A 23,352-nucleotide genomic window follows, 5' to 3' on the forward strand; every position below is an offset into this window, starting at 1 on the left:
TAAAAAATCTGATTAGGTTCAAATAGTAGCACAAATCTGTGAATGTATAAAATGGACGAAGAACGAGTGAAAAAACTTGTTAGAGAATTGATAATTGAAGTGGGAGAGGATCCTACACGTGAAGGGTTGAAAGAAACTCCTGAACGAATTGCAAATATGTACAAAGAAATTTTTGGAGGCTATGATTCTGATTCTGAATTATCTGTACAATTTTCTGAAGACTCTGATGTAGTTATTGCCCGAAATATTCAGTTTTATTCAATGTGTGAACATCATATGCTGCCATTTTTTGGCAAAATTCATATCGCTTATTCACCAAATGGAAGAGTTTTTGGCATATCAAAATTAGTTAGGCTTGTTGAGAAATATTCTAAGAGGCTTCAGATTCAAGAGCGACTTACTAAAAATATCGCCGACGAATTGCATGCTCAAGGAGTCAAAGGTGTTGTGGTTTTGGCTGATGCTGAGCATTTGTGTATGAAAATGCGAGGGGTAAAAAATGATGCAATGCTTTCATCATCTGCATTCAGAGGAATTTATGAAAATAAAGAGGAAAAAGAGGGAATTATGACTCTGATTAGGAAACGTGCTTCAGATCCCTCTTTTTAGAATACTGAATAATTAAATAATCATCTCTTCTGATCTTCAACATGGGAAGTGCTCATCCTAACGTTCATGTTCCAAAAGAATCATGGCCTCGTTGGACATGGTTTGCACTTGAGTTTGGAATTGTTCTTGCAGTATCCATGCTTGTTTCAAGAGAAATTACTAACTCGATTGAAGAACTTACTCCCGAATTACAAAACTATGTCTTCATGGGAATAGTTGGACTAATATTTCTGGCTTGGTATATTGTAATTAGAGGATTTGTTCTCAAAAAGAAAATCCTTCGAAATAGTTACTAGTATTTTTTAACATATTTTGTTTTATCTTCAATACCGGCTTTCTCAAATGCCAACTTTCTGTTATTACAAGATTCGCAAACTCCACAATGAGCCTTTTTGTTTGAATAGCAACTCCATGCATTAAAAATTACATCTCCTAAAGATTTCTTGCCTATCTTTAACAAGTCACTTTTTGATAATCCCTCTCTATATGGAGACCAAATTTCAAGTCTTTTCCGTAACTTTGAGTTTATTCCATCAATTTCTCCTTGGTTAAATGCCGTTTCCAATTTTTTTGCAAATATTGGTCTACAATCTGGATAATGCCTGTCACCTGTATGGGCTCCATATGCAACAATGGATGCATTAAGAGTATATGCCCATGCTGAAGCAATTGAGAGAAATACAGCATTTCTAATTGGAACTACAATTGAATAATCAAATTTTGTTGGAATCTTCCGTTTGGTACTAGTCAGTACATTGGAATTTCCATACAAATCCTTCATAAAACTAATGTCAACTATCTTGTGTTGTTTTAATTTCATTTTTTTTGCAAAATATTTGGCCGTATCAAGCTCCATACTTGCTTTTTGTCCATATGAAAAAGTTATTCCGTGTAATTCATATCGTGATTTTAAAAAGGAAGCGGCACAAACTGAGTCAATACCTCCACTAAAAACAATAATTGCTTTTTTCATCTATTCTCACCAAAAACTATCACTTGTTTGAAGCACCTTTACCGGTTTTACAGATTATTGTCTTACATTCTATTTTAGCTGATGCAAAACCTTTTTCCATTGCCCTGCAAATTTTTTTCTGATCTGAAGATCTTTCTGTAAAAGCAATTACTGAAGGACCTGCGCCACTGATTGTCACTCCTAATGCCCCTGCTTTTAACGCATTTTCTTTAACTTTGACAAATCCTGGTATCATGTGCTTTCTTGCTGGTTCTACTATGATATCCTTGATTGATTTCCCAATCAATTTAGAATCCTTGGTAAGAAATCCAACAACTATGGTAGATGCATTTGAAAGATTCCTCGTACTATCCTCTAACTTGATTTTCTTAGGAATGACTCCTCTAGAAACTTTTGTTTTCTTTTTTGGTACCTTAAGCTTGGGAACCGCAACACATAACCTAAGATCTTTTGGTGGTTCTATTCTAAATACATCTAAGGGATCTGTTCTAACAATAACAAATCCTCCCAAAACTGATGCTGCAACGTTATCGTAATGGACTGAACCTGCACTTGCTTTCTCCCCATACCCTGCAAATTCCACCAGACTGTTTCCATCAAGACCTAACCCAAATAATTTATCAAATGCTACAGCGGCTCCAGCTGCAGATGCAGCACTACTTCCCATTCCAAATCCTGCAGGAATTCCTTTTTTAATTTCAATTTCAATTCCTTCTTTAATCTTAAATTTTTTTTTCATATTTTTGACAACTAGTCCAGCAGTGTTGTCCTCTAATTTTGTAGGAACGTTGTCAGTGGTAATTATTGATATTCCTTTTTTGATCTTGGTTAATGTGATCTCATCATAAAATGCATCTAATGCAAGTCCAAACACGTCAAAACCTGGACCTAAATTTGCAGTAGTTGATGGTGCACGAATTGTAATTTTTGAATTCATCAATCTTCGACCTCTTCACCTAAATTAAGAATTCTGCTTAACGCTCCTTCGAGATTAACAAAACCTTCTCCTGTAACATTAGAAATAGGAATTAAACCCTGTGCAAATCCACTTAAATTCAAACCACGTAAAATGTTTGTTGTTAATGTATATGTATCTCCATCTGCTTCCTTTGAAATTGCGTTTTCTAAGGTAGGTAAACTTGTAGACCACTTCAAAATATCTTTCAGTTTATTTCCAATAAGATCTGTTTTTGTAACTACATTTGTTGTAGGTAAATTTAGTCGTAACCTAATTGAGGTGGCAAGAAGCGCAATTGAAACAAAATTTACTGGTGTTGTGATTAACGCTCCATCGAAAAGAAAAATATTTGTTTTTTCATCTGATGCAATATTCTCAACTAAAAATTTTCCACTTGAACGATATGCCAATAATTCCACTTGTCCTGGAGTATCTACAATTAGATAATCCGGATTGATTCTATCCACTTCTTCCCTTATGTCATCTATTTTTGATGCAATGAGGTCGTTTGCCATAATTAGCGCACCATTTGGACCTAGGTCATATTGTTGCATTATAGATACAATATCAACAAAATCTTTGACGTCTACATCACAAGTATAGGGTAGACTTTCGACGCCTGGATCTAAATTCAAAACAGATGTAAATGCACCATTTTTTGTATAATATTCATACAACTTTGATGTTAACAACGATTTCCCTGAACCGGCTGTACCAGAAATAAAAATTGTCTTCAATACATCTGATTTTTTTATATGCTTCTATTTCAAACTAGCTTGGCACTCTAAAACCTCAAAATATTTTATCCACAAAAATAAATTGATAACTTTACTTCTTTATTCATAAAAATCTCTACGATAAACCGAATTCTTGAATGATTTTCTGTGCCTATACTGGTTAAAAATTACTTTGATTTGGAAATTTACTCAACTTTCATATTTACATCTGCGACAAAGTTATCAAATGAACTGGAGACTTGTAGCTATTCCAGCTACCCTAATTCCTATTTTCATCATTGCAATTCAATTTGATATTAAATTAGAGGATGTATTAGCAATTGGATTTTTCCCCTTTGTAGCTGCAATTCTAGCAATGATGGTTAAATTAGGTCTTCAAGGATTCAAGTTTGCATATATCACTAGAAAGTATCTTGGTTGTTTTGATTCCTTTTGGAAATTGACTGGCGTAAGAGTAGGAAGTGAATTTATTAAATTTACAACTCCGATGTTTATTGGAGCAGAGTTTATTGTAATTTATTATCTTCATAAAAAAGGAGTAAAACCCTCAAAATCTACATGGATTGCAATAATGGATATTGTTACTGAAGTATTTGCAGGAGGTTTGTTGTCTATTCTTGCAGGAATTATTGCGTTATTAAATGGGGCTTATGTTGTAGCTGCGGTTGTTTTAGCTACTAGCATTACTGTTACTTCATTGTGGATGGTTTTGTTCTTCTTGTCTTCCAAACATACATTTCAAGTACCAAACCTTCTTGCCAATTTAGTTCAAAGATTTGGAAAAGAAAAAGGAACAAAATATATCAATCAAACAAATTCTTGGATGGAAGAAGTATGTACAATGAGCAGAAAAAATTTACGAACTTCTGAATCTAAAAAAATATTTGGCATTTCCTTCTTGTTTTCGCTTGCATCATGGTTGTTTTACGGTATATCCTTTATGATTATTGCAATGGGTACAGGATACATGATTAGTGCATTTGATTCTATTATGGCAGTAATGGGAGCAAATGCAATTGGAAATCTACCCATTACAGTAGGAGGTTCTGGTCTAGCAGAATTTGGAATTGTTGCGTACCTTAACAATTTAGATCCATTCAATTTTGATATTCCTGAAGGAAATGTTGCATGGGATGCCGTAATTGGTTGGAGAATTGCAACTTATTACGTACCTATCTTAATCACTTGGTTGCTGTTGGTCAAATTAGCATTAAGCAAAATACCCAAACAAAGTTCTCCTTAAACCAGAAATTTTTTAGAAATATAGAAACTACTTTATCTCTCAATAATTTTTCTGAAATGTGGATTTTAAAAATAAGGTAGTAGTAATTACTGGTGCATCCTCTGGAATTGGAAAAGAAGCAGCAGTTGAGTTTGCAAAACAAGGTACCAATCTAGTTTTAATTGGTAGAAGACAAAATAAACTCGAAAATATTGCTAATGAACTAAAAAAATTTGATGTGTCTATACTAACATGTCAATGCGATGTTTCAAAAAAAGAACAGATAGAATCAATGTCCAAAACTGTCTTAGAGAAATTTGATTCTATTGATATTCTTGTAAACAATGCAGGTTTTGCAATATATGGCTCTGTCTCTGATCTTTCAATAGATGAAATAGAATCCCAGATGGAGACGAATTATTTTGGAATGATCTATTGCATCAAACATTTCCTACCTGTAATGCTTAAGAAAAAAAGAGGACATATTGTCAATGTTGCATCTGTTGCCGCTAGTTTTGGTTTGCCTGGAATTGCGTCATATTGTGCATCAAAATTTGCAATGTTGGGATTTTCTGAGGGTTTGAAATACGAATTAAAGGATACAGGAGTTGGACTAACAGTTGTTAGTCCAATTATGGTTCGAACTAACTTTTTTGATCATCCATCATTTGAAAAGATGCCAAAATATTCTCGTACATCATTAAGTCCTGAAAAAGTAGCAAAAACCATATTGAGAGCATCAAATTCATCAAAATTAGAAATTATCGTGCCTTCTGTGGCACGTAGTGTTGTCTGGGCGAAAAGTAATTTTCCTTTTTTGGTCAACTCCTTGTTAGGAAAATCGTTTAAGAAACAATTAGATAATACAAAATGTAATTGAACCTCTACTCTTCAGCATCGTCTTCAGCAGAATCTTCTGATCCCACATCTAATAATTCTAGAGACTTTAATTCAAATTGATAAATTGCATTCATTTCTATCTCTTTTTCTTTAGCTAAATATTCTGAAACTTTCTTACTTAGTGGGGCTTTGTGTTGATCAAAAGTGAACTCATAGACCACTCCTTTTTCTAAATCATCAATTTTGATCTTTTTTGGCAAATCCATTGTAACAATATGTCGTCCATCTTCAACTGGGTCATACAGTTGAACATCAACTTTATTATCTTCATTGTATAATTCCAGTATGTACCCAGTTCTTTTCAGTTCTTCTGGTTTCTTAAACTTGGCATTTTGAATTTCATCAGAAACCCAATCTGGAATTTCATCTTTCTTTTTTACCATATAATCAACTCTAGTTTGCTTGTTTTTCTTTTTTACTTTTTTGCCACCAATCTAGATAGTCATCATGTTTGTCTTCTCTTGTTTTCTCTTTTTGATTTAATCTAAATCTAATATCTGAAATCTCTTCTCTTGTACCATATAATCCACATATCTTACAGATGAAATTTCTTCTGTTTTTTTCATCCATTTTCATTGGAATATTAATTTCATCAAATAATTTGTATAATTCTTGCTTATCTCTGTCTTCTTCAGGAACTTCTGCTTCATACTTTGCTTGAATCTTTTTCTTTTCTCTTGCAACACATTCTGGACAGTTAGGCACTGATGATCTGGCTAAATTTTTTCCATAAAAGCGTTCCCACATTATTTTCTGATCGATATTCATCTGACACGCGGATTTTTTCATCATCCCTTGCGGTCCGTTCGCCCATCGAACATCCCGCGTGCCAGATGAATCCAAATTCTTAAGATAATCTATTATCTCTTTTCTTCTAGAATTTGGGCCGCTATCTTTGCTGAATTTTCTGCACCGTTAGGCATAAAATTTTTTGAAAAATCACTAAGATTTTCTTCAAATTTTCCATAATTTTCTTTAATTTTAGAGATTGCTTTGACCACTTGATTTGTTTTTGTAGCTAATACTCCCAAATTTTTCTCCTCAGCCCATCTTATATTATTAGTATGTTCATCATAAATTGGAATTCCTATTATCGGCTTTGATTTTCCTCCCATTATTTCACCCATAACTGTATGAGATCCGTTAACTACTGAATATTTACACAGATCCAAAATTGTGTCTTTTTCTTGCTCGGACAAGAATCCTACATCAATCTGAATCCAATCGACTTTCTTCTCTACAGCATCTGAGATGGAATATTTTTTCCCATTTTTTCCAAGTACAGAATTAATTTTCGGATCATTCCTAGCATGTGAAATAACCCTTTTCTCATTTTTCATTTCATCTTGATGAAATACTTCTTCATATCTCTGGCCAGTTCCATCATTAGTGGATTTATTCCCTGTTCTCATCCAATACCCAAATTCATTATCTCTGACTAATTTTTCAATATCTGAAGTTTGTTCTTTTTTGATTTGTTTTTGATTGGTAAAATGTCCCACATAGAATACTTTTTTTTCTACTTCTTTGATAAAATTTAGGTTATATTCACACATCGTAAATGGTGGCGGCGAATCTGCAACAAGAATTTTTGATGCTTTAGCAATTTGTTTTGCTACAAAGATCAATGATGGATACAAATAAGATCTTGAATTGTATAATCTTGGTCTAAATTGATTTGTGACAAACAAACTTGGAATGTTTCTATTTTTTGCTAAAATATTGGATCCCATATCTCCGTCATTGATGACTAGGTCAAACTTTTCTTTGTTGTAGATTTTTCTTTCCTCCCTCAAATAATTTGCAATCTGTCTCACCAACGGAGGATTCTTTGAGATAGGTAATAGTAAATTCATCAATGACATTGAAACACTAGGACCAAATTTTCCATCAATTGGAGTGGGCATCAATACTTCGTGGATTCTTTCTCTTTCATTTGGAAATTTTTTCAATAATTTCTCATATACATGATCCTTACTTGAAAAATGAACTTCAAAATCTTCCTTGACATAATCACCTAATACCTCATTTAATCTCATCATCCTAGAATAATGACCGCTTCCCCAAGGATAGATGAATTCTCCTATTTTAAGCACAATATGAAACCAAATGTGCCTGTTTAAATTCTCAATGATTTTCACCTAAAGAGTCCAAAATATCATGAACGTTATTAGGACCCAGATGAATCAAAATTTTTTTTCTTGTCTTGAGGATAGATTCTACTTGTTTTTCTGAAACTAATGGAACTTCATTTGATTTATTGATTATTTTTTCCAATTTTTTAAAATTCTTATCCGTGCCTAATTCTTTTGCGTCATAAAACATATTATCATCTACTCCTGAGAGTGGCAAAATTGGTATTTTTTTACTTTCAAATACTTGCTTTAGTGCATTGCTAATAAAATTTGATGAGAACACTAATGGTGACAACGCTAGTGAAACATAATCTTTTGAATCTTGTATTAGTATCCAGATTATTGAATTGACATAAGTCAAATAATTTCTAATACCGTTTGAATTAATATTTAGATGAATAAACTCTAATTCAATTTTATCTTCTAGAATCCTTGGAATTATTTGATTGACAATTTTTGTAAGATTCATTAATTCGGATTTCTTTCTGTAACAAATTATTATTTTAGTATCATATCCTTGTTTTATCGTTTCATAACAAGATATTGCGGAGAGTTCATCGTACACTGCACAAATTGTTTTTTGTTTTTGTACTTGATATGGGATGCCACCATTACCTTTATCTGAAAAGATACTGATGTAAGCATTTTTTGTTGTCAGATACGTATACAATAGCTTATCATGATTTTTCTCTGTTCCTGGGTAAGCTCCTAATTTTGATTTTTTTTCTATAATGTTTGATGTTGCTGCAATCTCTACATCTTTTGTAAGAAATCCTTTTGATACTCCTTCAACTCTCACCAAAAATTTTTCGCCCTTAAGAATTAAGTTACCTCCAACAGATGTGATCTCAGACACTATCTCATTAAAATTATTTTTTACACATTTAGCAATGGAGACTTTCTCAATACCAAAAAGTAAATTAATTGCAGAAGAGGCAAACACAGGATCGTTTGAATCCACCAAAATAATATCTCCATCACGTTTTACAGATCTAAATTTTTGATTTTTAATTTTTAAGATTTTTTTGATATTTTTTATTAGATTTGGGATTTTATTCTTTGAAAAAATATTTGGAAAAACTACGACATATGAAATGCTATCCATGTTCTATGATTGAAAATATACTTGTTTATAATTTAGGCAATATGGGTAATTAATATAAAACAAATAATCTAAATGACCTTATGACAAAATTCACCCAGGAACAAGTGGATGAATTAAATTCAAAAATAAAGACTACAGAAGAAGCCTTACAATGGGCATCTGAAAATCTTCATCCTAAAGTAGCAAAAGCCTCCAGTTTTGGTGCTGAAGATGCAGTCATCATGGATATCATGCTAAAAATTAATCCTGACTTTAGATTCTTTACCTTGGATACTGGACGATTGCCGCAAGAAACCTATGATATTATGGATATTGTACGAAAAAAATACAATATTTCAATTGAAGTCCTATTTCCTGACACAAATGAAGTAGAAGAAATGGTTCGAAAAAATGGGATGAATCTGTTCTATGAAAGTGTTGAAAATAGGAAATTATGTTGTGAAATTAGAAAAGTTCATCCAATGAACAAAATGTTAGATGCTTTGGATGGTTGGATTACCGGTTTACGACGAGATCAGACAAAAATACGCGAAAATGCACAAATTTTTCAATTAGATTCTGGACACGGGGGGATTCTTAAGATTAATCCAATAATAGATTGGACATGGGATCAAGTTCAAGAATACATAAAAGAAAATCAACTTCCTTACAATAGTCTTCTAGATAAGGGATATCCAAGTATTGGCTGTGAACCATGCACTCGAGCTATAAAACCTGGTGAAGATCTTAGAGCTGGAAGATGGTGGTGGGAACAAGGAGAACACAAAGAGTGTGGCCTTCATATAGACCATAAATAGCAGTTTTGTTATGTCAGAAGATAATTCAATCAAACCACACGGTGGAGTGTTAATTAATAGAACAATTGATGAAGAACCAACAGGATTAATCTCAATCCAAATTAGTGAAGATTTGGGAAATGATGTAGAAAATATTGCTGATGGGATTTTTAGTCCTTTAGAAGGATTTCTAGGACAACAAGATTTTGAAAGTGTTGTTTCTAAGGGAAGGTTAGCAAACGGTTTAGCTTGGACAATTCCGATTGTACTAGATGTTGATGAACAAACAGCATCAAAAATAAAAGATGCTGGAGATGTATTGTTAGAAAATCCTCACGGTATTAGAATTGCAGTTTTACATGTGGAGGAAACATACTCTTTTGATAAAGAAAAAACGGCACTAGGAATCTATGGTACAAACGATTTGTCTCATCCTGGAGTTGCAAAGACAATGTCGATGAAAGAATATCTTGTAGGAGGAAAGATTGATCTTATTCGTCGACCCGAACAAACTGAAATTAGAAAATATCGATTAACCCCTATCCAAACACGAGAGGCTTTTGCAAAAACAGATTGGAAAACAATATGTGCCTTTCAAACAAGAAATCCTCCACACGTAGCACATGAAATGCTACAAAAAACATCAATAACTACCCGTGATGGTGTTTTCGTAAATCCGATTATTGGGAAGAAAAAATCTGGTGATTTTGTAGACGAAGTTATCGTAAAATGCTATGAGACTATGATAGAAAGTTATTATCCTGAAAACAGATGCCGTCTTGGAACTCTTCATACTGAGATGAAGTATGCAGGGCCAAAAGAAGCAATTCATCATGCCATAATGAGACAAAATTATGGTTGCACTCATATAATTATAGGACGTGATCATGCTGGCGTAGGCAAGTTTTATGATCCATTTGCAGCACAAAAAATATTTGATGATTATCCTGAATTAGAAATTGCTCCGGTATTTTTCCCAGCCTTCTTCTACTGCAGAAAATGCTTAACATACACAAATCCGAAGGCATGTCCACATGATGATGATGCAAAAGAACAGATAAGCGGAACAAAATTACGAGAAATGATCCAAAATGGTCAAGCACCATCTCAGTATATTCTGAGACCAGAAGTTGCAAAAGTAATACTAGATCATCCTAAACCCTTTGTTGATTAGATATTTATTCGATCAAAAGGGGTTTAGCTTGTGAAGTATTTACTAGCGTTTATTTTGTTCATTGGATTTCTTACAACACCTGCGTTTGCTCAGCAAATAAACCCCTCTTTGCTTATTGAAACTGTAGAAATTCCAGCTGAAGAATTTAACAGAGTTTTACGTGATGCTCCAATTGTAAAACTTGATGATGTTCATGCAATTAGTTGGCAAGTAACTATTGACAATAATCTCATATACGCTAATCCTAATGGTAATGCTGTTTTTAGGATTTATGATCAAGAGTCTATTGATGAATTTATTGAGGTAGGAATGGGTTCTCATCCTGATAACAAGTATTGGGTAGCTGTTCAAACTCCTAAAGAAGGGTATATTGTAGTACATCGAAATTTGGATAGAGGTTGGTACCCAGAAGCAAAATCTATTGTATCCTATACTGACAGAGCAGGTTTGACCGTTAACAATGGCGCTAGAATAGTTGTTACTAACTTAGACATAGGAACGTTTGTAATTGATTCGTATTCTGTTCATGGATTGGAGGGTTCTACAGATCCACCAGCAGTTAATTCTGGTACCCTTATTATGGAATTCTTGTCTGGTGATCCTGCGCAAAATGTGTTTGCATTATTTCCATTTTTCGTTGCAGCTGGAATTGGAGTCATTGTTGGAACACTATACCTAACTAAGAAACGCTCTTAGTAATTTTGTAATATTTGCATTCCTTCTTGATCTTGCATACATCACACATTGGAGATATTGGTTTACAAATATTCTGACCATACATGACAAATGTATCGTTTATCGCTATCCAGTATTTTTTATCAATTTTTTCCATCAATTTCAATTCAGTTTCTTCTGGATTCTTTGTCTCAACTAATCCTAGTCGATTTGAAATTCTATGAACATGTATATCAACTGGAATTGCTGGTTTCTCAAATGCATAAACTAAAACGCAATTTGCAGTTTTTCTTCCAACTCCTGGTAGTGCAACCAAAGAATCTAAATCATCAGGAACTATCCCTTTGTACTTTTTATCAATAATTTTTGCAACTTCTATGATTCGTTTTGATTTTACGTGATAAAATCCAATTGACTTAATTATTTTTTCAACATCCTTAAGCTTTGCATTTGCAAGTTCTTTTGCATTTTTATATTTTGAAAATAATACTTTTACAACTTTTGTTGTACTTTCATCTTTAGTTCGTGCAGAAAGAATTGTACCTATAAGAATACTAAATGGACCTCCAGTCTCTGCCTCATGCAATTCTCTGAGTGCTGTCATTCTAGGGGGTTTAACAGAGTTCATAGTATTCATCATTCCACGAAGAATTTTTTCCAATTTAATTTGAAAAACTACCTACAAGTATTATAACTGTAGTAATAAAATAATTGTAATGGACTTAACAAGAGAAGAAGAATCTGCATTAAAAGGTGAACATGGAGAAATTATGCAGATGGCTTATAGGATCTTGGTTGCAACTGGAGAGGCAACAGATGCAGAAAAGCTTGTACCTATAGAGTGGGCTCATTTATCTGGAGTAAATTATAATACCATAGGAGATGCTGGCGAGGAATTTCTTTCCAGTATTAGCAAAGATGCTAGAGTGAAGGTAAAAACTACTCTAAATCCAATGGGGTTTGATAATGACAATGTCTTGAATTATGGATTAGATGAAAATTTTATTTCAAAACAACTTTCAATAAAAAAATCATATGAAATGATGGGCGTTATTCCCTCTTTTTCTTGTATTCCTTATGAGATATTTGAAATCCCAAAATCTGGCTCACAAGTTGCCTTTGCAGAAAGTAATGCCGCAATTCATGCTAATTCATATGATAATTTAAAAACAAATAAAGAAAGTGCATTTAGTGCACTTGCCAGTGCACTAACTGGAAAAAGTCCTTACTCTTCATTACGAAAAGAAGATTCTGCAAATATTACAATCCGTATGAAGATAACAAACCCAAATGAATTAACTTATGGAATGCTTGGATTTTTTGCAGGAAAAGTAGGGGAAACATCTGTTAATATTTTTGGTTTAACTGAAATGGATCGAAGACAACGCAAAGCTATGTGTGGTGGAATGGGCACTTCTGGCACTTGTGCTAAATTTTATTTTGATGATGGAGATTCACAATCTGAAAAAATTGATTTTGATGAAAAAGAAATGCAAAATGTGTATGATGAATTAAACACATCTGAAAAAGGTGATTTAATTACGCTTGGAAGTCCACAACTAGGATTAGAAGAAATTTCAGATCTTGCTGGAAAATTAAAAGGAAGATCATTTAAGAAACGATGTATGGTTTTTTCTCCTAGAACTGTTGTAGATCAGGCACGCAAAATTGGATATATTACACAACTTGAAAGTGCAGGTTGTGAAATCCTTTCAGATTGCTGTACATGCTTAAGCCCCTTAATATGCAAAGATGAGGTAGATGCGGTTACCACAAACAGCATCAAGGGTGCTTTTTACTTGAAAAATTCTAATGGAGTAGGCATCAATCTAAAACCCCTCTCCAAAATTATAGAGGATGAAACACAGTAATGAACAAAATCTTAGTTTCAGGAAAAGTACAAGGAATTGTACTCAAATCAAATGATCCAATTAATTTTCTAGGCACTGTTGATAAAAAAACCGGCATTGTTTCCGATAAAAACCATGATCTATTTGGAACTTCAATCAAAGATGTTATTCTTGTGTTTCCATCTGGTGTGGGTAGTAGTGTAGGTGCATACACAATTTATTCAATAAAATCAAACAAAGCAGCACCTCTTGCAATGATTTGCAAAAAAGCAGATCTGACTGTAGCTACAGGATGTGCATTGGCAAATATTCCATTAATCACTATCACAGACGAAAAATTTAGTTCTCTTGAGAGTGGAATGAAACTTTTGCTTGACACTGATTCATCTAATCTAATTCATCATCAATAAAATCGCCTTTTTGCAGTCCTCCTATTCCAATATCTTTAATCTGGCTTTTTCCTGCAGGCAGAACGCGAACAAAATCATCTATGCTAATCTTTTTGGCAACTTCATTTAGCTTCAAAAATTCTAATCTTATTTTTTTTGCAGCTTCTACCATCTCAATTCCGTGAGGTTCAATTATTGCGTAACATAGAGAATTTTTCTTTATTGTGTCTGGTGGACCACATGTTAGTGCAAAATCATCCTCTCCTTGTGGGATGATTCCCACTGCCAGTCTAAGATTTGCAGCCTTGATGAAATTTCTTTGTCCTTCAATTGTAAAAGATCCCTTGGGTAAAAATTGGCCACTTGGAGCAGATTTTTTTACTTGTTCTGGATTAACCCAAAATGCGCTTAATCCATACATTCCTTCTCTCCATGCTCTACTAAAACAAACAGTAGCATGTGCAACTTCATTCATAGTAGTATTGGAAGCATTTTGAGCATCTTTTAAAATAAAAAATGGTGAACCAAAGATGTCTCCATGAAATATTTTATCGTCTTTTCCCAAGTGTTTTCTAACTACTGCAGAATTTGATGCAGCATCCCTTCCCCCAATTGCGAGCATTCCGTCTGATGTGAAGAACCATCTATATCGTTCGTACCAATTTTTTTTCCTAATTTCGGAGACGGTGAACTGTTCCTTTTTTGATTCTGTTTTATTTTGTAGTTTTTGCAATTTTTTTTCAGTTTTTAATAATATGTTTTCAATTGAGCTAATTGCTCGCGATTGTTTTTTTGCTTCATCAAACAATATCGATGCAATTGATTGAAGAGATGAGTGTGGGTTTATCTTTATCTTTTCGTCACCTATTTCAATTAATGAAATTCCTTTTTCGGTTATCAATTTTGCATTTTGATTTTTCAAGAATTCTTGGGAACTCTTATCTGCTATTGACAATATTCCACTAGAGATCATTACAAACATTGAATTTGCAACATTTGTAATGTTCTTTGATCTCTCTTTAACTAATTCAATTGCTCTTTTTTGTTCTGAAATTTGTGTTTCTAATTCTTTGATTTTCTTATTAGAATCACTCGATTGGATATTTTTTCCTTTTTCGATTAGACTTTGTGTGAATACAGTATCTAATCCCTCGATAAAACTATTGACTTTTGTTATCTCTCCTTTTAATTGTCCTAGTTTTACAGGAAAAACTTCTACCTTTTCATTTCTAACTATGATTGCTTCGTGGTTTCCGGATATCACATCTGAAACAATTTTTTTTGCAGTTTTGTAAATTCTGTTTATTTCATCTAAATTGAGTTGATTTCCAACTTTTTTTGAATCTACTTGTGCGATTTCAAATATTCCTTCTACATATTTTTTGGGTAAACCCAGCGTTCTACCAAACCATTTTCCTCCAGTCAAGTCTATTGTTTTAAGTTCTTCAAAATCAAGTTCTGAAATATTAAAAATATCTATTCCCTTGTTTGGCGGTTGTGCATAATCTAATCCCACCGTTAGTTTTCTATGTCTTACGTCTATAGAGTGCTGTAGAGCTAGAATTTTCATTTCTTTGTTGCACAGCAAAATATTTCCATCTCCAAAAAATTCTCCAACTAAGACAAATTCTTTCCCAAAACCCTCAAAGATAAAATAGGCAATTCTTTCAGCGCCTATTTGCTCGATTTTTTTTAATTTTAATCTTAAAAGATCACTTCTTAGTCTCTTAAGCAGTTTATTGGGTTCTATCTGATCTATCTTTACCGTCGTTAACCATATTCCTGAAGTTGACACCATCATGAAGAGATCTGTCTTTTCAGTATGGTGTAATTTGAAGAGTATGCTGTCTTTGGTAATTCCGTAAATATTACTAACATAATAGTCCTGGACTTGTTTTGAAATGTGATCTATCAGATAACGTAATTCTATCCCAGCTAGGGTCATAGCAAAATATGATCTGCCTCGGCATTATATCCTTGTTTTTATGAGCCTAATCTTGGCCAAAGACTTTAAACATGGTCTGCTTGAGACACGCTAGAAATTTACTTGGCAAAATTCAAAAAGAAAAAATCTAAACCTACACCTGACTCAGAAGATTCCAAAAAAGAATCTGTAAAAGAAGAGTCAATTGATATTGTTCCTGAGACTGAGAAAACTGAACCAGTTTCTGAAAATTCTTCTACTGATCCCCCAATGAATCCAGCTGAAAAGAGCGACAAAGATAAAAAACTTAACAAATTATTTTGGCTTCGTGTTGGTCTTGCTGTTATTGCAGGTATTGCAGCAACTTTCATTTTTGAGGGTATTGAGGGCGAAGATAGACGATGGGCTTCTATTGCATTTATGATTGTCATATTTGCAGGAACAATTGTTGTAGCTAAGGGAATGAAAATGCAGTTGCCTTCCTCAGATAGAAAGAAAATTGTTACTCAAGGTATAGGAAGTTATGTCTTTATGTATCTCTTTATGTGGATTCTCTCATATACTCTGGTTAACGTGGGAAGTGGAACAACTGGAATTCCATCTCCAATCTCTTAACTATGTTGAGGGAGGGTTTTGAATGTGGGAATACAAAACGCCAGGAATCCCTGACAATTATTTTGATCGAGTTGATAATGTTCCAATCACCAAAGAGGAAGTTAGAACTGTTCAAATTAGTAAAGCTAGATTAAAACCAAACCAAGTTGTTTATGATATTGGATGTGGAAGCGGTTCCATCTCTATTGAAGCAGCAATTCAGATTGGCTCTTCTGGAAAAGTCTTATCTATTGACTATGATGAAAATGCAGTTGAACTAACTAAAAAAAACATCAAAAAATTTGATCTGAACAATATTTCTGTGATTCTTGGAAATGCAAAAGAAAAAATGCAAAATCTTGAAATTGCTGATGCAATATTCATTGGAGGAACTGGTGGAGACACAAGAGAGATAGTTGAGATTTCTCAGGATAAACTAAAATCCGGCGGGAGAATTGTAATTGGAATCATATTGATTGAGACTCTTTATTCAGTCCTGCAAGTGTTAGATAATTTACAATTTAAATCCGTAGATATAACTCAGGTTACAATATCCAAGAGCAAGAAAACTCGAATGGGAACCATGATGTTGGCACGAAATCCTGTTACTATAATTTCTGCTACTAAAATTTAATCTAGATTTTTAATTGGGTTAAAACAAGTTTCCTCATGACTGGATTGATTGGAATAGGAGTAGGTCCTGGAGATCCAGATCTACTTACAGTCAAGGCTGTAAAAGCAATACAGAATGCAGATATCATTATGTGCCCTGCATCAAAAGAAGATCGACCCAGCATTGCATTATCTGTTGTCTCATCTTTGATTGACAAATCAAAAAATCAAGAGATTGTAAAATTGATCTTCCCTATGACTAAAAACAAAGATATTTTGGAAGAAACGTGGAAAAAAAATGCCAGGATTATGGCTCAAAAAGTTCTATTGGGGAAAAATGTAGTTTATCTAACGGTAGGTGATCCTTATTTGTACAGCACTTGGATCTATATGCACAAGGATCTAAAGGAAAATCATCCTTCAATGGAGATTAGTGTAATTCCAGGTATTGTTTCAATGTTTACTTTTGCTTCCAAGGCAGGTGTTAGTATTGCTGAGGGTGCTGATAAGGTTGCAATTATTCCATCTTGCTACGATCTATCCAGCGTAAAAGAAATTGCAAAAAATTCTGAGACGATGGTGTTTCTAAAAGATGGAAGATATTTTGATCAAGTTATTGATGTGTTAAAAGAATCTGGATTTCCTGATGATTCTATTTTTGCTATAGGACAAGACCTTGGAACAGAAAATGAGATTATACGAAAAATGACTCTGGGAGAAGTGAACGATGAATCTTTAACTACAAAATATTTCTCTATTTTGGTGGTAAAACGTGTCTGATGTTTTTTTTGTAGGATGTGGTCCTGGAGATCCTGAACTAATTACTGTTAAAGCAAAAAAATTAATCCAAAAAGCTGACATCGTGGTTTATTCTGGCTCACTTATACCTCAACCAATTCTTAAACTATGCAAAAAAGGAAAATTATTTGATGCCTCCCATCTCGTAAGAGAAGAGATTTTTGATTTACTCTATAAAAATGCAAAAAAGGAGAAAATTGTTGTTCGACTTCATGATGGAGATCCATCTATTTATGGAGCAATCAAAGAGCAGATTGATAATTTAGAAAAAAAGGGAATAAAATCAATAGTAGTTCCTGGAATCACTGCATTTCTAGCCTCTGCTGCTGCACTTGGTACACAATTAACCTTGCCTGGTGTTACACAGACAATTATTGTTACAAGGGCTGAATCTAGAACAAAGGTTCCAAAACGTGAAAAAATTTCTGAACTAGCAAAACACAAAGCAACATTGGTTTTTTATCTAAGCATTCATCTTCTCTCAAAATTAACAAAAGAAGCCATTGCAGGTGGATATAAGAAATCAACTCCAGTTGCTGTAGTTTATAGGGCAAGTTGGAGTGATCAAAAAATAATCAAAGGGACATTAAATGATATTACAAAAAAAGTTCAAGATGAAAAAATTACAAGAACTGCTATAGTAATAATTAGTGACGTAATCGAACCAGAATCATATGAGTATTCTAAACTATATGACAAAGAATTCAGTCACGGATACAGAAAAGCAAAAATTAAGCAATGAAAGCCTTGGGTTTGTTTCTTATTCCTAATTTTAAAAGATTTTTTTGAAAAACTTTCAAATTACCAGAAGTAAAAATTTTCAATTTATTTTTTTCTTCTTGATTTTTTTTCATTTTGTTATGTACTTTTTTTGCAATCAAACTAGCAGGATCTAAAAATTTAACATTAGGAAATTCTTCTTCTAGGATTGATCTCAAAAAAGGAAGATGTGTACTTGATAGTGTGATAACATCTAAATTTTCTGCCATTACCATCTTTTTCAAATTATTTCTGATCTCTTTTTTACAAAATAATTTATTAGTAAGAAATCTTCCTGACTCTACTAATTCTACTAATGGGGATCCATTCATTTTATGAATTTTTATTTTAGAGTCTAGATTACAATCTTTGATAAAATTTCTCAATTCTTTACTCTGAATTGCTGATTCAGTTCCAAGTATTCCTATATTTCCTGTTCTTGTAATTCTTGCAGCTTCTTTTAGTGGTGGTTTTACACCAATAATTTTTCGAGTTTCTAGATCTAATAATATGGTTGGAGTATTTGATCCAACTACTATCAAGTCAGGACAAAAATTTTCTTTTATCAGAGTGATTGTTTGTCTGATAATTCTTTCAAGTTCCCTCTTTGACTTTTTGCCATATGGATAGTTTTTTTGGTCTCCAAAATAGATAATCTCCAATTTTGATAATTTCTGTATCTTCTTGATAATTGATAATGATCCCAAGCCTGAGTCAAAAACTACGATTTTCCCCATAGGTTTGATCTGCTCATCTTGGATAATAGTTTGTTAGCTAAATTTAGTCTAAAGTTGATCTAAATATACACCGTCCATTAAGAGCTTATTTCTAAACCACAAACCATGCCAAACTTCGATAAGACTTGGGCTCGTCAAGAGACCCAAAGCGTAACTGGCAAACTCCGAGAAGCAGTAAAGCCTCAAGGTGCATTAAAACCACGAATTCAAACTGCAGTAAATAAACTCCAAGTCCAGATCTCAAAAATGGACTCTATGCTTGGTAAGCTGCATGAAAGAGATGCGCAACTCTTTCAGAGAGTCGTGACTGCAATGCAGCAACATGATACTAGCACAAGTAGAGTTTTGTCTAACGAATTAGCTGAAATTCGTAAAGTTACAAAGATGCTCGGCAACGCAAGAATGTCACTAGAACAAGTCCAACTACGACTTACTACAATTCACGATCTAGGTGATGCTATGGTAGCAATTGGACCTGCGATGTCTACAATGAAGGGATTGAAATCATCGTTGGGAAGATTCATGCCAGAAGCAGACTCAGAATTGAATAGCATGACCCAAACCCTCAACGGACTAATGATGGATTCACTTGCAGGCGACTCATTTAACATGGAGTCTGATCTTTCAAGTGATGAAACTGAGAAGATTCTACAAGAAGCATCTGCAGTAGCTGAGCAACAGATAGGAGATAAATTCCCATCTGTACCTTCTTCAACTGGACTTTCGTCTCAATCCTCTACTTCAACCTTTGAGTAGGATGGATAAGACGAAAAGTCTTCTTTTTGTTTTATTTTACTAATTAACCTAACAGCTTTTCTTTAAAGGTCCATTTTTTGTTTAAAACAAAATTTCCAAATGCTGCAGTCATTACAGCTAAAATTAAAGCAATTGGATATGATATTTCATTACTGTCTACTAGGAAATACACCATTCCCAATTGTACTAATGCTCCCAAAGAACTAAACATCGCAAATTTTCCATATTGTGATATTGTTCGTTTCGCACCAAAATTACTATCTCCAAATGTCCAGACTTTATTTAAAATAAAATTTGTAGTGATTGAAGCAATGATTCCAATTACATTTGCATGTAAATACCATAAATCCGAAACGCCTCCAGCAAATAGTAAAGAAATTAAATAATTTACAACAAATCCAGATGCCCCTACAGTGTAAAACCTACCAGCTTTATAGAGAAATTTTACTGATAAACGCTTTTCTTGTTTTTCCATTGGTTTTCCATGTCTATATAATTTCCAGACTGAACTGCAGTAATCAATAATGGTCTTGGTGGTTAACTTACTATCTCCTAATTCCCTATCCTGAAAAGTATATGGAATTTCTTTAATATTGACATCTCTGGTTTTAACTAGAATTTCTAAAAGAATTTTGTAACCTATTGCATCGATGTTTAATCCCTTTATGATATTTCGCTTAAATGCAAAAAATCCTGACATTGGATCTTTAGTATCTATTCCTAATCCTTTTTTTGCAATCAACGTCGCAAACTTACTCATGAATTTTCTCTTGAAGGACCAACCTTGAATTTTTCCTCCATTGATATATCGTGATGCTACTGCAATATCATACTGATATTTTTTTATAGACTCAATTAATTTTGGAATAATTTGTGGTGGATGTGAAAAATCTGAATCCATAACTACAATTGTATCTCCTTTTGCTTGCTGAATTCCTTTCAGAATAGCTGAACCCAAACCGTCTTTGGCTTTTCTGTGAATGATTTCTATTGTATAATCTGCAATTTTTTTTACATTTTTTAAATAATCATCTACTAATTTACCCGTACCATCTGGAGAGTTATCATCTACTACTATGGCTTGGGTCGGAATATTTTTCGGTAATATTTCACCAATAGAATGTAAAATCTTGATGATATTTTCAGATTCGTTGTATGTAGGAATTATGATAGAAATCTGACCGTTTTCATCTACTTTTTGTTTTAACATCCTTATCCACTTGACCTTTTCAGTGGATATTAAAGCTTAATTCTTTTAATTTAATTTCTGATTGAATTTTGTAAAACTTTGCTAATTAATAATAAGTTTAAATGAATATTTTTTGGTATTTCTTAAGGAAATGCAACAGATTGTAATAAAATTGAGTCAATCTCAGATAGGTTTATTCTTTTTTGTTCCATTGAATCCCGTCTCCTAATTGTTACTGTATTGTCTTCTAATGTCTGATGATCTACCGTGATGGCAAATGGTGCACCTATCTCATCTAATCTTCTATATCTTCTTCCAATTGCACCTGAATGGTCTAAAAATGTGTCAAATTTCCTTTTAACGTTTAAGAAAATCTCATCAGTTTTCTCTTTTAATCCGTCTTTTTTTACAAGTGAAAGAATACCTACATGCACTGGTGACAGATATGGTTTTAATGATAAAACGATCCTTTCATGTTCCTTATCATTTTTTAAAGAATGCTCTAATATGGTGTAGAGACTCCTATCAATTCCCATAGAAATCTCAAAAACGTGTGGCAAAATCTTTTCATCATTATCCATTACCTCGAACTTTTCTTTACTCTTATTTGCATGATTTGACAAATCATAATCAGATCTATAATTACATGCAACTAATTCAAGCCATCCAATTGTTGTTTCTACTTCAAAATCAAATGCTACTTCGGCATAAAACGCCTTTTCTTTTTCTCCTAACTTTCTAAATCTACTTTTTGCAATGTCTATTCCTGTTTTCTCATAAAACTCTGTCAAGATACCCAAATAATACGCAACAAATTTGTTTGGTACAATACCTGATTCTAACGCTTCTTTACAAGTCATCGATTTAGGTTCTGCATCAGTTTGAATTCTAATTACTGTGTCTTGAACTTCTGAGAATTTTTCACTTTCATTCAATTTTGTTGGATTACAAAACACTTCGATTTCAGCTTGATAAAACTCTCTTAATCGAAGAAGACTTTGTCTTGGTGCTATCTCATTTCTAAAACTCTTGCCAACTTGAGCTATTCCTATAGGCAATTTTCCTCTCATTGTTTTAAAAAGTCGAGGAAAATCCACAAAAATTGATTGACAGGTTTCAGGCCTTAGATATGCCTCCTCACCTTCTGGACCAATTCCAACCTCAAACATCATATTGAATTTTTTTGTATTTTCAAACTCACCTTTACATTTTGGGCACTTTATGTTATTTTCTTTAATTGCATTATCAAACTCTTCCAACTCTGCATTCTCTGGAATTTCAATTTGTATCATGTCTGCTATTGTCTTGTCTGCTCTGAATGTAGAACTACATTTTGTACATTTTATTATTGGATCAGCAAAATTTCCCAAATGACCTGAAGCTTCAAAAACTGATTTTGACATTATTTGGGATCCATCAATTTCGAGCATTCCATCTCTTCTGATGAGTTCTCTTCTCCATAATTCAAGGAATTTATTTTTGAGGCTAACTCCTGATGGTCCATATTCCCAAAATCCTGCTTGCGCGTCTCCATATACCTCACAACTAGGAAAATAAAATCCTCTTTCTAGTGCTAGTTTCATCACAGCTTCATAATCCATTATTGTTTCCCCTCAATCATTGCATAAATTTCTACGCAAATTCTTTGGCTTTTCTAATATTCCCAAAATCATCTCTATCATCATCTATTGGAGTCTCTAAAATTATTGGTATTTTGTGATTATTTGCAAATTTTACAATTGCAGTTATTCCTTTTTCTCCAATTCCGCCTAATCCTAAGTGATAATGTCTATCTAGGTTACAACCAAGATCTCCTTTTGCATCATTGAGGTGAAGAATTTTTAAATTTTTTATTCCAACATATTTATCAAATTCATCAAATGTTTCTTTTACCTTTTTTTCCGTTCTGAGATCATATCCTGCAACAAAGGCATGACAAGAATCAAAACAAACTCCAAATTTTTTTGTTGGTTTTAACTGATTAAAAATTTCCCCTAGTTGTTGAAAATCAGAACCAACAGAATTTTTTTGTCCTGCAGTATTCTCTAATAATATCATTACATCATTTTTTGTTTCTCCTGCTTTTGTTAATCCTTCAACTAATCTTTTGATTCCTGATTCCTCTCCAGTACCTAGATGACTGCCTAGATGGGTTACAAGATAGGGTATTCCTAATTGTGCACATCTCTCTACTTCGTTTATTAGAATTTTAACTGATTTTTCAAATCCATCTTTTTTTGGGGTTGCCAAATTTGGTAGATATGGCATATGTGCACAAGTTGCAAATCTGTTTATCTTACTTGACTTTAATTTTGATTTAAAATTTGTAATATCTTCATCTGAAAGATCTTTTGCATGCCATCCTCTTGGATTTCTAGTAAATATCTGAAAGGCAGAACATTCTCGTTCAACAGCATTATCTACTGCTTTATCGATTGAACCTGATATTGAAACATGGCATCCTATTTCCATATTCCAAT

The 23,352-nt window shown here is 33.3% G+C and carries 26 protein-coding genes and 1 pseudogene; 14 read left to right on the forward strand and 13 right to left on the reverse strand.

What is annotated here, in order from left to right; all coding sequences use genetic code 11:
* Nucleotides 1-51: 51 nt before the first annotated feature.
* Together folE and ACOQN3_RS10645 are read left to right on the forward strand one after the other, a co-directional pair.
* Complete coding sequence (gene folE / locus ACOQN3_RS10640) at nucleotides 52-609, forward strand: GTP cyclohydrolase I FolE (protein ID WP_420546423.1); 558 nt, start codon at nucleotides 52-54, stop codon at nucleotides 607-609.
* Nucleotides 610-650: 41 nt separating this feature from the next.
* The gene (locus ACOQN3_RS10645; protein ID WP_420546424.1) at nucleotides 651-905 is read left to right on the forward strand and encodes a hypothetical protein; all 255 of its coding nucleotides are present in this window, start codon (nucleotides 651-653) and stop codon (nucleotides 903-905) included.
* On the opposite strand, the gene ACOQN3_RS10650 is transcribed toward ACOQN3_RS10645, so the two are convergent.
* Genes ACOQN3_RS10650 through ACOQN3_RS10660 form a run of 3 tightly spaced genes read right to left on the reverse strand, consistent with a single transcriptional unit; the run spans nucleotide 902 to nucleotide 3,277 of the window.
* Complete coding sequence (locus tag ACOQN3_RS10650) at nucleotides 902-1,582, reverse strand: 7-cyano-7-deazaguanine synthase (protein ID WP_420546425.1); 681 nt, start codon at nucleotides 1,580-1,582, stop codon at nucleotides 902-904. The two genes, ACOQN3_RS10645 and ACOQN3_RS10650, sit on opposite strands and share 4 nt — an antisense overlap.
* Nucleotides 1,583-1,601: 19 nt before the next feature.
* Nucleotides 1,602-2,519, reverse strand: a complete 918-nt coding sequence (locus ACOQN3_RS10655) for a homoserine kinase (protein WP_420546426.1) — start codon at nucleotides 2,517-2,519, stop codon at nucleotides 1,602-1,604.
* The gene (locus ACOQN3_RS10660; RefSeq protein ID WP_420546427.1) at nucleotides 2,519-3,277 is read right to left on the reverse strand and encodes an ATP/GTP-binding protein; all 759 of its coding nucleotides are present in this window, start codon (nucleotides 3,275-3,277) and stop codon (nucleotides 2,519-2,521) included. Before ACOQN3_RS10660 ends, ACOQN3_RS10655 begins: the two co-directional genes overlap by 1 nt.
* A gap of 226 nt (nucleotides 3,278-3,503) precedes the next feature.
* Between ACOQN3_RS10660 and ACOQN3_RS10665 the strand changes: the two genes are divergently transcribed.
* Both ACOQN3_RS10665 and ACOQN3_RS10670 read left to right on the forward strand, forming a co-directional pair.
* Entirely contained in the window at nucleotides 3,504-4,520 is a 1,017-nt protein-coding gene (locus ACOQN3_RS10665) for a lysylphosphatidylglycerol synthase transmembrane domain-containing protein (protein WP_420546428.1), read from the forward strand.
* Nucleotides 4,521-4,578: 58 nt separating this feature from the next.
* The gene (locus ACOQN3_RS10670; RefSeq protein ID WP_420546429.1) at nucleotides 4,579-5,379 is read left to right on the forward strand and encodes an SDR family oxidoreductase; all 801 of its coding nucleotides are present in this window, start codon (nucleotides 4,579-4,581) and stop codon (nucleotides 5,377-5,379) included.
* Nucleotides 5,380-5,383: 4 nt separating this feature from the next.
* On the opposite strand, the gene ACOQN3_RS10675 is transcribed toward ACOQN3_RS10670, so the two are convergent.
* The 4 genes from ACOQN3_RS10675 to ACOQN3_RS10690 all read right to left on the reverse strand — a co-directional run bounded on the left by ACOQN3_RS10675 (nucleotide 5,384) and on the right by ACOQN3_RS10690 (nucleotide 8,639).
* Nucleotides 5,384-5,782 (reverse strand): hypothetical protein, encoded by a 399-nt coding sequence (locus ACOQN3_RS10675; protein WP_420546430.1) that lies wholly within the window; start codon nucleotides 5,780-5,782, stop codon nucleotides 5,384-5,386.
* Nucleotides 5,783-5,792: 10 nt separating this feature from the next.
* Nucleotides 5,793-6,104: a hypothetical protein gene (locus tag ACOQN3_RS10680; RefSeq protein ID WP_420546431.1), complete on the reverse strand. Its 312-nt coding sequence runs from the start codon at nucleotides 6,102-6,104 to the stop codon at nucleotides 5,793-5,795.
* Nucleotides 6,105-6,259: 155 nt separating this feature from the next.
* Nucleotides 6,260-7,495, reverse strand: coding sequence for a glycosyltransferase (locus tag ACOQN3_RS10685; protein ID WP_420546432.1), 1,236 nt, complete (start codon nucleotides 7,493-7,495; stop codon nucleotides 6,260-6,262).
* A gap of 31 nt (nucleotides 7,496-7,526) precedes the next feature.
* Complete coding sequence (locus ACOQN3_RS10690; protein WP_420546433.1) at nucleotides 7,527-8,639, reverse strand: thiamine biosynthesis protein; 1,113 nt, start codon at nucleotides 8,637-8,639, stop codon at nucleotides 7,527-7,529.
* 77 nt (nucleotides 8,640-8,716) lie between these two features.
* Here ACOQN3_RS10690 and ACOQN3_RS10695 point away from each other — a divergent pair.
* The 3 genes and pseudogenes from ACOQN3_RS10695 to ACOQN3_RS10705 form a co-directional block, all read left to right on the forward strand.
* Nucleotides 8,717-9,436: pseudogene (locus tag ACOQN3_RS10695) on the forward strand (phosphoadenylyl-sulfate reductase); the annotation flags it as partial.
* Nucleotides 9,437-9,446: 10 nt separating this feature from the next.
* Nucleotides 9,447-10,589, forward strand: a complete 1,143-nt coding sequence (gene sat / locus ACOQN3_RS10700) for a sulfate adenylyltransferase (protein WP_420546434.1) — start codon at nucleotides 9,447-9,449, stop codon at nucleotides 10,587-10,589.
* A 30-nt stretch (nucleotides 10,590-10,619) separates the two neighbouring features.
* Nucleotides 10,620-11,285: a hypothetical protein gene (locus tag ACOQN3_RS10705; RefSeq protein ID WP_420546435.1), complete on the forward strand. Its 666-nt coding sequence runs from the start codon at nucleotides 10,620-10,622 to the stop codon at nucleotides 11,283-11,285.
* Here the strand turns inward: ACOQN3_RS10705 and ACOQN3_RS10710 are convergent.
* Entirely contained in the window at nucleotides 11,269-11,892 is a 624-nt protein-coding gene (locus ACOQN3_RS10710; protein ID WP_420546642.1) for an endonuclease III domain-containing protein, read from the reverse strand. The genes ACOQN3_RS10705 and ACOQN3_RS10710 overlap by 17 nt on opposite strands.
* Nucleotides 11,893-11,980: 88 nt before the next feature.
* On the opposite strand from ACOQN3_RS10710, the gene ACOQN3_RS10715 reads away from it, so the two are divergent.
* Nucleotides 11,981-13,135: an aconitase X gene (locus ACOQN3_RS10715; RefSeq protein ID WP_420546436.1), complete on the forward strand. Its 1,155-nt coding sequence runs from the start codon at nucleotides 11,981-11,983 to the stop codon at nucleotides 13,133-13,135.
* On the forward strand, nucleotides 13,135-13,524 hold the full coding sequence (locus ACOQN3_RS10720) for an aconitase X swivel domain-containing protein (protein ID WP_420546437.1): 390 nt from the start codon (nucleotides 13,135-13,137) through the stop codon (nucleotides 13,522-13,524). The genes ACOQN3_RS10715 and ACOQN3_RS10720 overlap by 1 nt, the downstream gene beginning before the upstream one ends.
* Here ACOQN3_RS10720 and rqcH read toward each other — a convergent pair.
* Nucleotides 13,502-15,448: a ribosome rescue protein RqcH gene (gene rqcH / locus ACOQN3_RS10725; RefSeq protein WP_420546438.1), complete on the reverse strand. Its 1,947-nt coding sequence runs from the start codon at nucleotides 15,446-15,448 to the stop codon at nucleotides 13,502-13,504. The genes ACOQN3_RS10720 and rqcH overlap by 23 nt on opposite strands.
* Nucleotides 15,449-15,550: 102 nt before the next feature.
* On the opposite strand from rqcH, the gene ACOQN3_RS10730 reads away from it, so the two are divergent.
* The 4 genes from ACOQN3_RS10730 to cobM are packed head-to-tail and all read left to right on the forward strand — an operon-like array spanning nucleotide 15,551 to nucleotide 18,173.
* On the forward strand, nucleotides 15,551-16,042 hold the full coding sequence (locus ACOQN3_RS10730) for a hypothetical protein (protein WP_420546439.1): 492 nt from the start codon (nucleotides 15,551-15,553) through the stop codon (nucleotides 16,040-16,042).
* A gap of 22 nt (nucleotides 16,043-16,064) precedes the next feature.
* Nucleotides 16,065-16,655 (forward strand): precorrin-6Y C5,15-methyltransferase (decarboxylating) subunit CbiT, encoded by a 591-nt coding sequence (gene cbiT, locus ACOQN3_RS10735; protein ID WP_420546440.1) that lies wholly within the window; start codon nucleotides 16,065-16,067, stop codon nucleotides 16,653-16,655.
* Between the two features lie 35 nt (nucleotides 16,656-16,690).
* Nucleotides 16,691-17,413, forward strand: a complete 723-nt coding sequence (gene cobI / locus ACOQN3_RS10740; RefSeq protein WP_420546441.1) for a precorrin-2 C(20)-methyltransferase — start codon at nucleotides 16,691-16,693, stop codon at nucleotides 17,411-17,413.
* Nucleotides 17,406-18,173, forward strand: coding sequence for a precorrin-4 C(11)-methyltransferase (gene cobM, locus ACOQN3_RS10745; RefSeq protein WP_420546442.1), 768 nt, complete (start codon nucleotides 17,406-17,408; stop codon nucleotides 18,171-18,173). Before cobI ends, cobM begins: the two co-directional genes overlap by 8 nt.
* Here cobM and ACOQN3_RS10750 read toward each other — a convergent pair.
* Nucleotides 18,163-18,927, reverse strand: a complete 765-nt coding sequence (locus ACOQN3_RS10750) for a glutamate racemase (RefSeq protein WP_420546443.1) — start codon at nucleotides 18,925-18,927, stop codon at nucleotides 18,163-18,165. The two genes, cobM and ACOQN3_RS10750, sit on opposite strands and share 11 nt — an antisense overlap.
* 105 nt (nucleotides 18,928-19,032) lie before the next feature.
* Between ACOQN3_RS10750 and ACOQN3_RS10755 the strand changes: the two genes are divergently transcribed.
* The gene (locus ACOQN3_RS10755) at nucleotides 19,033-19,683 is read left to right on the forward strand and encodes a Snf7 family protein (protein WP_420546444.1); all 651 of its coding nucleotides are present in this window, start codon (nucleotides 19,033-19,035) and stop codon (nucleotides 19,681-19,683) included.
* A 43-nt stretch (nucleotides 19,684-19,726) separates the two neighbouring features.
* Here the strand turns inward: ACOQN3_RS10755 and ACOQN3_RS10760 are convergent, their stop codons facing one another.
* The 3 genes from ACOQN3_RS10760 to ACOQN3_RS10770 all read right to left on the reverse strand — a co-directional run bounded on the left by ACOQN3_RS10760 (nucleotide 19,727) and on the right by ACOQN3_RS10770 (nucleotide 23,344).
* Nucleotides 19,727-20,893, reverse strand: a complete 1,167-nt coding sequence (locus ACOQN3_RS10760) for a glycosyltransferase (protein ID WP_420546445.1) — start codon at nucleotides 20,891-20,893, stop codon at nucleotides 19,727-19,729.
* Between the two features lie 122 nt (nucleotides 20,894-21,015).
* On the reverse strand, nucleotides 21,016-22,473 hold the full coding sequence (gene glyS, locus ACOQN3_RS10765; RefSeq protein WP_420546446.1) for a glycine--tRNA ligase: 1,458 nt from the start codon (nucleotides 22,471-22,473) through the stop codon (nucleotides 21,016-21,018).
* Between the two features lie 31 nt (nucleotides 22,474-22,504).
* Nucleotides 22,505-23,344 carry a deoxyribonuclease IV gene (locus tag ACOQN3_RS10770; protein ID WP_420546447.1) on the reverse strand — a complete coding sequence of 280 codons (840 nt, stop codon included), beginning with the start codon at nucleotides 23,342-23,344 and terminating at the stop codon, nucleotides 22,505-22,507.
* Nucleotides 23,345-23,352: the final 8 nt, after the last annotated feature.

It is taken from the genome of Candidatus Nitrosopumilus sp. (genome assembly GCF_965223225.1).
Classification (GTDB): Archaea; Thermoproteota; Nitrososphaeria; order Nitrososphaerales; family Nitrosopumilaceae; genus Nitrosopumilus.